Annotated in this window: 9 protein-coding genes and 2 pseudogenes; 8 read left to right on the forward strand and 3 right to left on the reverse strand. The window is 37.7% G+C overall.

Annotation, left to right across the window (positions count from 1 at the left end):
* Window positions 1-45: 45 nt before the first annotated feature.
* Both LDB17_RS14390 and LDB17_RS14395 read left to right on the forward strand, forming a co-directional pair.
* A pseudogene (locus LDB17_RS14390) lies at window positions 46-1,446 on the forward strand (von Willebrand factor type A domain-containing protein); the annotation flags it as partial.
* A 104-nt stretch (window positions 1,447-1,550) separates the two neighbouring features.
* Window positions 1,551-1,892: an iron chaperone gene (locus tag LDB17_RS14395; protein WP_252638837.1), complete on the forward strand. Its 342-nt coding sequence runs from the start codon at window positions 1,551-1,553 to the stop codon at window positions 1,890-1,892.
* 5 nt (window positions 1,893-1,897) lie between these two features.
* Here LDB17_RS14395 and LDB17_RS14400 read toward each other — a convergent pair whose 3' ends face one another.
* Window positions 1,898-3,172 carry a peptidase U32 family protein gene (locus tag LDB17_RS14400; protein ID WP_252638835.1) on the reverse strand — a complete coding sequence of 425 codons (1,275 nt, stop codon included), beginning with the start codon at window positions 3,170-3,172 and terminating at the stop codon, window positions 1,898-1,900.
* Between the two features lie 470 nt (window positions 3,173-3,642).
* On the opposite strand from LDB17_RS14400, the gene nrfH reads away from it, so the two are divergent.
* The 5 genes from nrfH (at window position 3,643) to ccsA (ending at window position 9,181) form a co-directional block, all read left to right on the forward strand.
* Window positions 3,643-4,227, forward strand: a complete 585-nt coding sequence (gene nrfH / locus LDB17_RS14405; protein ID WP_135104441.1) for a cytochrome c nitrite reductase small subunit — start codon at window positions 3,643-3,645, stop codon at window positions 4,225-4,227.
* A gap of 8 nt (window positions 4,228-4,235) precedes the next feature.
* Window positions 4,236-5,732: an ammonia-forming cytochrome c nitrite reductase gene (gene nrfA / locus LDB17_RS14410; protein WP_252638833.1), complete on the forward strand. Its 1,497-nt coding sequence runs from the start codon at window positions 4,236-4,238 to the stop codon at window positions 5,730-5,732.
* Window positions 5,733-5,805: 73 nt separating this feature from the next.
* Window positions 5,806-7,083 (forward strand): alginate export family protein, encoded by a 1,278-nt coding sequence (locus LDB17_RS14415; RefSeq protein ID WP_252638831.1) that lies wholly within the window; start codon window positions 5,806-5,808, stop codon window positions 7,081-7,083.
* A 22-nt stretch (window positions 7,084-7,105) separates the two neighbouring features.
* Window positions 7,106-8,383: a cytochrome c biogenesis protein ResB gene (locus LDB17_RS14420; protein WP_393925109.1), complete on the forward strand. Its 1,278-nt coding sequence runs from the start codon at window positions 7,106-7,108 to the stop codon at window positions 8,381-8,383.
* A gap of 18 nt (window positions 8,384-8,401) precedes the next feature.
* Window positions 8,402-9,181: a cytochrome c biogenesis protein CcsA gene (ccsA, locus tag LDB17_RS14425; protein WP_252638827.1), complete on the forward strand. Its 780-nt coding sequence runs from the start codon at window positions 8,402-8,404 to the stop codon at window positions 9,179-9,181.
* Between the two features lie 80 nt (window positions 9,182-9,261).
* Here the strand turns inward: ccsA and LDB17_RS14430 are convergent, their stop codons facing one another.
* On the reverse strand, window positions 9,262-9,924 hold the full coding sequence (locus LDB17_RS14430) for a Crp/Fnr family transcriptional regulator (RefSeq protein ID WP_252638821.1): 663 nt from the start codon (window positions 9,922-9,924) through the stop codon (window positions 9,262-9,264).
* Window positions 9,925-10,135: 211 nt separating this feature from the next.
* On the opposite strand from LDB17_RS14430, the pseudogene hcp reads away from it, so the two are divergent.
* Window positions 10,136-11,122 (forward strand): annotated as a pseudogene (hcp, locus tag LDB17_RS14435) (hydroxylamine reductase); the annotation flags it as partial.
* Here the strand turns inward: hcp and LDB17_RS14440 are convergent.
* Window positions 11,087-11,389, reverse strand: coding sequence for a hypothetical protein (locus LDB17_RS14440; RefSeq protein ID WP_393925110.1), 303 nt, complete (start codon window positions 11,387-11,389; stop codon window positions 11,087-11,089). The pseudogene hcp and the gene LDB17_RS14440 sit on opposite strands and share 36 nt — an antisense overlap.
* Window positions 11,390-11,421 lie beyond the last annotated feature (32 nt).

The following is an 11,421-nucleotide window of genomic DNA, read 5'->3' on the forward strand; positions in this document are numbered from 1 at the left end:
CTATTCGCACTGCGTCTTTGTTGGGTAGACTTCCCCGATTTATAAAACAGGTTTCGTTTAGCAAACGAAGAGCCACTCTCTACATTTTCGGTAGATGTAGATGCGGCATCATATAGCAATATGCGGCGTTTTATAAATCGGGGAAGTCTACCCAACAAAGACGCAGTGCGAATAGAAGAACTCATTAATTACTTTAGCTACAATTATACCGAACCGACAGGGAACGACCCTGTAAAAATATCTACAGAAGTAGGCAATTGTCCTTGGAATAGTCAAAATCGCTTGGTAAAAATCGGATTAAAAGCACGCAGTATGGCTGGAGAAAATCTCTCGGCTTCAAACTTTGTTTTTCTTATAGATGTTTCGGGATCGATGTATGGCGCTACACGACTTGACCTTGTAAAGTCATCATTAAAACTACTGACAAACAATCTTCGAGAGAAAGATCGTGTAGCTATAGTTGTATATGCAGGCTCTGCAGGAGAAGTTTTACCTTCGACATCGGGAGCGAACAAACAAAAAATAAAAGAAGCGCTTGACAATCTGAACGCAGGAGGTTCTACTGCAGGAGGAGCCGGTATACAATTAGCCTACAAAATAGCAAAGCAAAACTTTATAAAAGGAGGTAATAATCGTATTATTCTATGTACTGATGGAGACTTCAATGTAGGAGTTTCCAGTAATGAGGGTCTACTGGCGTTGATAGAACAAGAGCGCAAGAGTGGAGTGTTTCTTTCCATATTAGGTTATGGAATGGGCAACTACAAAGATAGCAAGATGCAAACTCTGGCATAAGCCGGAAATGGTAATCATGCATATATTGATAATCTACAAGAGGCAAATAAAGTCTTAGTCAACGAATTTGGCGCTACCATGTATACTGTCGCTAAAGATGTGAAATTGCAAATCGAATTTAATCCAACAAAAGTACAAGCATACAGGCTGATAGGATACGAAACAAGGCTGTTAAACAAAGAAGATTTTAATGACGACACAAAAGATGCCGGAGAAATGGGTGCCGGTCATACAGTTACAGCATTTTATGAAGTTATTCCAACAGGAGTAAAAAGCAATCTTATAGGGGATGTAGATCCTCTGAAGTATCAAAAAGAAACCAATGTATCTACTCAAAATATATTTGTAGCAAATAAATATCCTGATCTCTTAACCGTAAAATTGAGGTATAAACAACCAAACAGCGACCAAAGCCAGAAAATTGAAGTTCCGTTAATAGATGACAAGGGTGATAATGTGTCAGACGATTTTCGCTTTGCTTCGGCTGTTGCCATGTTCGGGCAAATTATAAAAGATTCTCAATACAAAGGAGAAGGTAGCTATAGCAAAGCTATTGCATTAGCTCAAAAAGGATATGGCGAAGATAAGCAGGGGTATCGCCGAGAATTTGTAAGATTAATGCAAACAGCTCAAGGATTAGCAAAAAAATGATTTGTAATTTATTGTAAATGAAATAAGTTTAAATAAATTTGTAAGGCTTGAATTTAATTTTCAAGCCTTACAAATTTATTTTATTAGAGCTAAACATTATAATTATGCAAAATATAGATGAATATATAGCTTTATTTCCTGAGAACATTCAGGTATTGATGAAGAAACTAAGAACAACCATCAAAAAAGCCGCACCTGATGCAATCGAGAAAATCAGTTGGCAAATGCCCACATTTCATCAGAATGGGAATCTTATACACTTTGCAGGTCATAAAAAGCACATCGGTTTATACCCGGGTGCAGAAGCTATTATTGCCTTCGAAGAAGAACTCACACAATACAAAACATCAAAAGGAGCAATACAATTGCCATTGGATAAACCTTTACCATTGAATCTAGTTACGAATATTGTGAAATTCAATATAAAAAGGAATCTGAAAAAATAATATTACTATATTTTTTCCACAAACTTCTTCTTCCGTTCTACTTCAACCAACTTAAATAGTTTATCTGAAGGTCTGATTTTCTCATTTACTTTAATAGAGAACTTTTCGCCTTTTACTGTCTCTTCTACAGGTTGAAGGTCAACTCTAATTTCGTCTACGATCTGCGTTACTGCTCCTGTAGTAGGTCCGGTAATAAGTATTTCGTCACCAACCTTCAACGATTGTGTTTCCATAAAAAATTCGGCAACACCAAGATTTGAGAAATATTTAAGCCCTTTACCTATGTATATTTTTCGTTTTGTTGCTCCTGAGCCATAGTTACTAGACCACTCTCCCAATTTCTGACCAAGATAATAACCATCCCAAAACCCTCGATTAAAGACCGTAGCAAGGCGTTCGTTCCACTTTTCAATCTTTTCTTCTGTATATGTATCCTCACAGTAGGCTTGCACCGCTTCTTTGTAACATTCAACTACAGTACGTACATATTCGGGCCCACGAGCCCGTCCTTCTATTTTAAATACACGTACTCCTGCATCCATCATTTTGTTCATAAAATGAATGGTTTTCAAATCTTTTGGAGACATGATGTATTCGTTGTCAATTTCGAGTTCGATATCCGACTCCTTATCTTTTACAATATAGCTGCGGCGGCACAGCTGATTGCATGCCCCCCTATTTGCAGATAAATCTCTTTCATGCAAGCTCAGGTAACATTTACCTGACACAGCCATACACAAAGCTCCATGAGCAAACATTTCGATACGGATAAGTTCCCCTTTAGGACCTCGTATGTTTTGCTCTACAATATCTTTATAGATAGAAGCCACCTGATCGAGATTCAGCTCGCGTGCCAATACAACAACATCAGCAAATTGCCCGTAAAATTTTAATGACTCTGTATTGGTTATATTCAATTGTGTAGATAGATGAACCTCAACACCTATACTTCGCGCATACATCATCACAGCTACATCCGAAGCAATTACGGCTGAAAGCTCAGCCTCTTTTGCAGCATTTACAATCTGGTGCATCAACGAGATATCATTGTCGTAAATAATTGTATTCACCGTCAGATAGCTCTTTAGTCCATTTTCTTTACATATAGCGGCTATCTGCTTCAAGTCATCCATTGTAAAGTTATTAGAAGACTTGGCTCGCATATTCAGCCCTTCTATTCCAAAGTAAATAGAGTTTGCCCCACCCTGTATGGCTGCAGCCAAAGAGTCGTAAGAGCCAACAGGTGCCATTATCTCAAAATCTGATATCTTCTTATTCATTTCTTTCTTTTGTATGTTTTTTTAGTGCTTCAAAAAAGCTGTGCGCAAAATTACCGTTTTTAGATGAAAAGGGCAAATAGAGATCAAGCTAAACCTTAAGCAAATAAAAAGTTAAAACAAAGAACAAAATTCTTTGAAGGATAAAAAATAATTTGTATTTTAGCGTGAATAACAAACATTTATATACGTCTTTTATAACGGTTCACTCTCGTACAACTAAAAAATCTGTATGAGTATCTATTCGAAATAAATTATTTCAATAAACAGATACTCTATTCTTTAATATTATGACACGACTTTAATTATCCATTGAAACAGGATAACATATTTCGATAACTCTCAAAAGAGACGAAATGATATAAGTAGCTCTAAATTAATTAATAAAAAATAACACCACGTAACATTTGTTACGGAAATTATCATTTCTAAACAATATCTTTGCTTAATAACAGTGTTCATTGGTAAATAAAATGAGAAAACTTCTAAATCTAATACCACGGAATTTTGTTGTTCCACTATTTGTTATAGCGGGAATCATAGCCGGACTTGGCGGATACACGGCCTATATGTCCCGGGCACATTCTTATCTGTCTGATGATCCCGAAGCTTGTATCAATTGCCATATTATGACCCCTTATTATCAAACATGGCAACACAGCGCACACCGAGAATGGGCCAATTGCAACGATTGCCATGTACCACATGATAATGTCATTAATAAATATGCATTCAAAGCTATGGATGGACTTTACCATGCTGCAGTATTTACATTAAATGCTGAACCACAGGTTATCCGTCCTCGAGATGCCAGTAAAAAAGTAATCATGGATAACTGCATTCGCTGTCATACTCAATTGAATACAGAATTTGTGAATACCGGTATGATAAACTACACACAAGTAAAAGAAGGTGAAGGAAAAGCGTGCTGGGATTGTCATCGGGAAGTTCCTCACACCGTCGTGAGTAATCTATCTTCTTCTCCGAACGCGATTGTTCCGTTACCAAAGTCAGCAGTACCGGATTGGTTGAATAATATTATGAAAAATAAAAAATAAGATCCAATATGTTAAAGAAATTAGCAGAAGCAATCAGGCGAAAACCGATCATTGGATGGGGGATTTTTGCGGTAGTAATGGTTTTGGTGTTTATGCTTGGACTTTTAGCAGCATCTATTACAGAACGTAGAGCTGAAATCGCGACTCTGTATAATAATAAAAAGATAGAGATTACAGGAATTAATACCAATAGTGATGAATGGGGTATCAATTACCCTCGTGAATACGATACCTGGAAAAAAACAAAAGAAATGGATTTCCGCAGTAAGCATTTAGGAAATATGCCTGAAGATGTACTCGAAAGCCGTCCCGAAATGGTTGTTCTTTGGGCTGGTTATGCATTTTCCAGAGACTATTCGGCTCCACGCGGACATATGTATACGATAGAAGATGTGACGCATACACTTCGTACCGGAACACCTGATCATGAACACAAAGACATGCAACCGTCTACTTGCTGGGCTTGTAAGAGTCCTGATGTACCACGAATGATGCATGAAGTAGGAATAGAGAATTTTTACAAAGCCTCATGGAGTCAGTTTGGCAGTGAGATTGTAAATCCTGTAGGTTGTGCCGATTGTCACGATCCTAAGACGATGAATCTGACTATCACTCGTCCGGCTTTGATAGAAGCGTTTGAGCGTCAAGGCAAAGATATTACAAAAGCAACTCCTCAGGAAATGCGTTCTCTGGTATGTGCCCAATGTCATGTCGAATATTTCTTTAAGGGTGACGGTAAATATCTGACCTTCCCTTGGGATGGAGGTATGACCGTAGAATCGATGGAAGAATATTATGACAATGCAAACTATACAGACTGGGTACATCATCTGAGCAAAGCTCCAATGCTAAAAGCGCAGCATCCGGACTATGAAATTTTCCTTTTAGGACCACACGCTCAACGTGGATTGTCATGTGCCGACTGTCACATGCCATATATGTCCGAAGGTGGCATTAAGTATTCTAACCATCAGGTAATGAGTCCGCTTAAAAATGTGTCATCAACATGTCAAACATGCCATAGAGATAGTGAAGAGAATCTAAAAAATTATGTTTATCAATATCAGGATAAGGCATTAGAGATTAGAAACAGGATAGAAGTAGAACTGGCTAAAGCCCATGTAATGGCTAAAGCAGCATGGGACAATGGTGCAGATGAAGCTAAAATGAAAGAGTCTTTGAAATTGATTCGTCAGGCTCAATGGCGTTGGGACTTTGCGGTGGCATCTCATGGTGCATCCTTCCATGCTCCTGTAGAAACTCAACGAATCCTTGCTCATAGTTTAGACCGTACGCTACAGGCACAACTGGAACTGCAAAAAGTATTATTCACTCTTGGAGTTACAGACGTTAAAATGCCAGATATTTCTACAAAATCAAAAGCTCAGGAATATATCGGACTGGATATGAAAAAGCTTCGTGAAGACAAAGATAAGTGGATTAAAACAACACTTCCTACTTGGATAGAAAAAGCCAAATCAGAAGGAAAGCTGGCTATGAACTAATTTTTTCTTACCTCAAGGGCGTCTGCATTCATCTAATATAGCATTTGCAGGCGCTTTTTAAACTATAATCATTATGAGAAAGATTTTCATAATAGGGTTGCTATTACTACCTCTCACATTATTAGGACAAGAGAATAATCAAGAAGACATATTTTCCATATCGGCGCAACTACGATCACGCGGAGAATATCGCAATGGAGCCTTGTTCCCCAGAAATGAAGGTGAACACCCCGCTACTTTCATAAACAACCGTGCTCGAATCTCAATGGACTTTCAACGTTCAAATCTGGAATTAAAACTATCAGGACAGCACGTTGGAGTTTGGGGGCAAGATCCCCAAGTAAATAAGAATGGACGTTTCATGCTAAACGAAGCATGGGCTAAATTAAATTTTAAGAATGGATTCTTTGCCCAATTAGGAAGACAAGCCTTATCTTATGACGATGAACGTATATTAGGCGGGCTCGATTGGAACGTTTCGGGACGCTGTCATGATGTATTAAAGTTAGGGTATGCTGATAAAATAAACACTTTCCATTTGATCCTGGCTTTAAACCAGAACGATGAAAAAATAAAAGGAGGAAGTTTTTATGAAGCCGGAGGACAGCCTTATAAAAATATGCAAACACTTTGGTATCACTATGGAAATAAAGAGAACCCATTCGGCATCTCATTACTCGCAATGAATCTGGGTCTTCAGTACGGAAGCGAAGAAGATTCAGCCAATAAGTATATGCAAACCTTTGGGACTTATTTGACTTATATAGCAAATGGTTGGGATATCAAAGGTTCTTTTTATTATCAAACAGGAAAAAACAAGTCAAATAAAGAAGTATCAGCCTTTATGGGAAGCCTTTTTGCAGGTTTCAAAATAGACCCTAAATGGTCATTAGGTTTAGGCAGTGACTATCTGAGTGGAAACAAGCAGGATGACACAAAGCAAAAAGCATTTGATCCGTTGTATGGTACACACCATAAGTTCTATGGAACAATGGATTACTTCTATGCTTCTTCATTTGCGAATGGTCTCAATCCGGGGCTATGGGACAATCAACTTGCCATTTTCTACAAGCCCTCGAAAAAAGTCGATCTATCTTTGAATTATCATTATTTCTTGACTGCAAATGAAGTTGTTGTATCAAATGAAAAAATAGACAAAGGCTTAGGATCTGAGTTTGACTTTCAGGTAAATTGGTCTATTATGCCTGATGTAAAACTTATGGCAGGCTATTCATTTATGCTTGGAAGCAAGTCGATGGATGTAGTGAAAGGCGGATACCATAAAAGCTGGCAAGACTGGGGATGGGTATCCATAAATATAACACCTAAACTATTCTCGACAAAAAAATAACAGCTCTCTTCTATATAAACAGATGAAAAAAACAAATAATCGAAAAATGTGGCAACAGCCTTGGGGATATCCTGAAAGCATTGTTACTACGTGCGGAATTCTTTTGGTCGGATTTCTCCTTCAACTCACAATTGGTAATTTTAATTTTTATTTATTGGCATTCCCATCCAATCTCTTGGTTGGAGCTATTATACTGATTTTATGTATTCGTTCGCTTTTTGTGCGTAAAAGCCATTTCATACTATGGTTTAGTGGTATTCCCTCTTCAGTCTGTTTAATCTCAGCATTACTCATTCTTACGATCATCATGGGACTTACACCACAAACGGCAAGCAATACGCATGACGTTCCGGAAAACATATTTTCACGCCTAGGTTTCGACAGTATGACAAGTTCATGGACTTTCATACTCATTTACTTTATCTCCCTATTATCACTTGGCTGTCTTATCGTTCGTCGTTTGCTTAATTTTCGCAAGAAAGACTACGCATTTTACTTGAACCATATCGGACTATGGATCACACTATTCGCAGCAGGACTGGGACATGCTGATATTGAACGTTATCTGATGCACATACGTGAAGGAGAGGTAGAGTGGAGAGTTTATGATGAAGATGAAAACGTAAAAGAATTACCTATTGCGATACAGCTCAACGATTTTGATATGGAGGAATATCCGCCCAAACTAACTATCATCGATCGTAAAAGTGGAAAACCTCTACCAGAAGACAAGCCGGACTATTATCAGATAGATACAGAAATAACTGAAGGACAACTTAATGGATGGGAGATTGAATTGAAAGAATATATCCATCAGGCAGTGCGCAACAGCGATAGTACCTATAGGGAGGTACCTATGCCCGGAGCAACTCCGGCTGCCAAAATACGAGCATTCAATGTATCTCAAGGTAAAGATACCACTGGATGGATATGCGGAGGAAATCAGGCACAACTTTATATGACCCTTTCCCTCAATGAACAGCTGTGTGTGGTAATGAGCGTTCCCGAGCCAAAACGATTTATGTCGGATATAGAAGCCTATACACCTGACGGCACAATAAAAAAAGGAACTATAGAAGTAAATAAACCAATGCGTATCGGAAGTTGGACGATCTATCAATATGGATACGATAATCAGGCCGGGCGCTTATCTTCATACAGTAGCATGGAACTTGTATACGATCCTTGGGTTATACCCGTATACATCGGATTTATTTTTATAGCTCTGGGTTCAATCGCTTTAATTTGGAATGGCAGATTGGTTAAACATAGAAGTGAGAATAAGAACAACAAAGAATAATAGTACTAAGATAAGAATATGAATTGGAATAATTTTATATGGTTTGCACTTCCTGCTGTGATACTCTGGTTTTCGGCCGGAATTATAGTGTATCGATCACAAAAGCGATTAGCTGATATATTAATGCTATGTGGTATTGCTGTATTTGCTGCATTTATAACAGGTTTTTGGATACATATCGAACGTCCGCCAATGAGAACGATGGGTGAAACTCGCTTATGGTATTCTTTCTTTCTATCTTCGGTCGGATACCTAGCTTATCGCAGATGGAAATATCCTTGGCTATTATCTTTCTCTGCATTGGTAGCATCGGTTTTTGTGTTTATCAATTTATTTAAGCCCGAAATACATTCTAAAAATTTGATGCCTGCTCTCCAGAGCGAATGGTTTGTACCTCATGTCACATCCTACATTCTTTCTTACGCTATGTTTGGAGCTGCTACTATCGGAGCTTTTGTGCAATTACGAAAAGTACATCGTAATAGCTATTCTGATGATAAGATATTCAATTTTATAGATAATATCGTTTATGTAGGATTTGGATTCCTTGTATTAGGAATGCTGATGGGTGCTGTATGGGCAAAAGAAGCATGGGGGCATTATTGGTCATGGGATCCTAAAGAAACATGGGCTTTTGTTACTTCCATGGCTTATCTCGCGTATATACATATACGGTTGTATGGTAAATATGATAAAGTTGCGCTTTGGGCGTTGCCTATCGCATTCATATTACTGATGATAACTTGGATTGGAGTAAATTACCTACCGGCCGCACAAGGTAGTGTACATGTATATTGACAATACAGAATTATATAGATAGAATAGAAAATTCTGTTCTCTATTATTATAGAGTAAGACAAAAGATATTCGGAAATCAATTATCCTAACAATTCTTTTATTTCATTATAGTTTAGTATTTTACCTTTACCTCCTTCAAATTCTATTATTCCACTGGCAGCCATTTCAGAAATAGCTCTGGATAGGGAAGGACGTTCTACACCAAAATACTCGGCAAGAGATGCGATACTTTTCCCTAATTCAAAAGATCCGTTTTTATCGTGCTGTAAAATGTAATATGCTATTTTAGCTTTAATTCCTTTTTGTGAGAATATTTTGAGCCTTTCGGACAAGAATTGTACACGATCGGCATTAAAAGCCATAAATCCTCGCAAAAAACCGGGACATTTAGCCATTTGTTTCTCCACAGAATCTTTCGTGATAAATAAGATTTCGCTATCATCAAGAGCTATCACATCCACAGGAAAACGATTATTTTCCGCAAAAATAAAAGCAGCAGCCAAAGGATAAGGAGCTGAAATTTCTTCTACTGATAGAGTAAGCCCCGAATCGGAAACTATCTCTGTTTTTACTTTCCCTTTGGATAACATATATAACTGTGAAATAACATCACCCTGATAGGCGATATATTCTCCTTTTTTATAATGCTTTATAGTATGATCTATCGTACATTTTAGTCGAGCAATCTCTTCTTGAGATTTTTCACGACACATTGTACAGAAAAAGAGTAAGTCAGAGTTCATAGTCTTGTAATTTTTTACAAAGTTACAAAAAATAATTCATAGTCGTAACAAATGTTACGATCTTAGTTTTACTACCATCGTATGTTTGCATAGGAAATAACAGGTTAGTCACAATAATCAGGAGTTAAATTTACTATATAACCAATTTATCAGAAATAAAAGAATAATCATTCTATAAAAAATAATTAACTAAAAAACTAAGGATATGAATATGTTTTGTTATCAGTGTCAGGAAACAGCTCACAATACAGGCTGTACGGTAAAAGGTGTTTGTGGAAAAACTTCGGAGGTAGCTAATCTTCAAGACTTGTTAATGTTTCTTCTCAAAGGAATCTCATACAGTACAGTAGAATTACGTAAAGCAGGTGTAGAAATACCCGCTTATACAAACCGCTTTGTAATGGAGTCATTATTTATGACAATCACCAATGCAAACTTCGACAAAGAGCGTTTCGTAATACGTGTACGTGAAGCTATAAATCTGCGAGACGAACTTTTACTCGAATTAAAAGCTAAAGGAGGCAACACTAAACCCAACCTAGATTGTGACTGCATTACTTGGACTACCGAAAGCGTAAAAGAAATGGAAGTGAAGGCTGGAAATGTAGGAATCCTTGAAACTAAAAATGAAGACATACGCTCGTTGCGTGAACTTCTTATCTATGGAATCAAAGGGATGGCAGCTTACGCTGAACATGCATCAAACCTAGGGTATGAGGATGATGACATCCATGCTTTTATGCAAGAAGCTTTAGTTGCAACAACCCAAGAATTAAGCGGAGAAGAGCTTACAGCTCTTGTGCTTAAGTGTGGTGAATATGGTGTAAAAACAATGGCTTTGCTTGATAAGGCTAATACTTCTACATACGGAAATCCTGAAATTACGAAAGTAAATATCGGAGTTCGCAATAATCCGGGAATCCTTATCTCTGGTCACGACTTGCGTGATATGCAAGACCTATTAGAACAAACAGAAGGAACAGGCGTAGATGTGTACACACACAGCGAAATGCTTCCGGCGCATTACTACCCTGCATTTAAGAAATATAGCCATTTTGTAGGCAATTATGGTAGTGCTTGGTGGCGTCAGAACGAAGACTTTGAATCATTTAATGGTGTAATACTATTTACAACTAACTGTATTGTACCTCCACGATCTACTTCAACCTGCCATTACAAAGAACTTACGTATAGCTCCTGTTTTTACAGCATCAACTACCTTATCAGCAAGTGCGAATACCTGTGCGTGAGCAAATCCTCCGATAATTTCTCCAGACTCTATTTCAGTAGGGGCTTTGCATTGTTTTGCATGCTCTATCAATTTTGAAAAATCTTTAGGCTGTCCGTCTTTTCTGTCTTCTATATGTTGGAAGCTGGTAAACCCTGATGCACCGGTAGTATATACTTTATCAGCGTAGGTTGAAGTAGATCGTGGAGGTACAATACAGTTAGTTGTAAATAGTATTACACCATTAAATGATTCAAAGTCTTCGTTCT

The sequence above is a fragment of the Dysgonomonas sp. Shenzhen-Wh21 genome, from assembly GCF_043392705.1.
Classification (GTDB): domain Bacteria; phylum Bacteroidota; class Bacteroidia; order Bacteroidales; family Dysgonomonadaceae; genus Dysgonomonas.

What these genes read in the sequence shown, in the direction of transcription:
- nrfA (WP_252638833.1), top strand. Translation starts at nt 4,236, where the DNA reads ATGTTAAAGAAATTAGCAGAAGCAATCAGGCGAAAACCGATCATTGGA.
- LDB17_RS14400 (WP_252638835.1), bottom strand. Translation starts at nt 3,172, where the DNA reads ATGAATAAGAAGATATCAGATTTTGAGATAATGGCACCTGTTGGCTCT.
- LDB17_RS14420 (WP_393925109.1), top strand. Translation starts at nt 7,106, where the DNA reads ATGAAAAAAACAAATAATCGAAAAATGTGGCAACAGCCTTGGGGATAT.
- LDB17_RS14415 (WP_252638831.1), top strand. Translation starts at nt 5,806, where the DNA reads ATGAGAAAGATTTTCATAATAGGGTTGCTATTACTACCTCTCACATTA.
- ccsA (WP_252638827.1), top strand. Translation starts at nt 8,402, where the DNA reads ATGAATTGGAATAATTTTATATGGTTTGCACTTCCTGCTGTGATACTC.
- LDB17_RS14430 (WP_252638821.1), bottom strand. Translation starts at nt 9,924, where the DNA reads ATGAACTCTGACTTACTCTTTTTCTGTACAATGTGTCGTGAAAAATCT.
- nrfH (WP_135104441.1), top strand. Translation starts at nt 3,643, where the DNA reads ATGAGAAAACTTCTAAATCTAATACCACGGAATTTTGTTGTTCCACTA.
- LDB17_RS14395 (WP_252638837.1), top strand. Translation starts at nt 1,551, where the DNA reads ATGCAAAATATAGATGAATATATAGCTTTATTTCCTGAGAACATTCAG.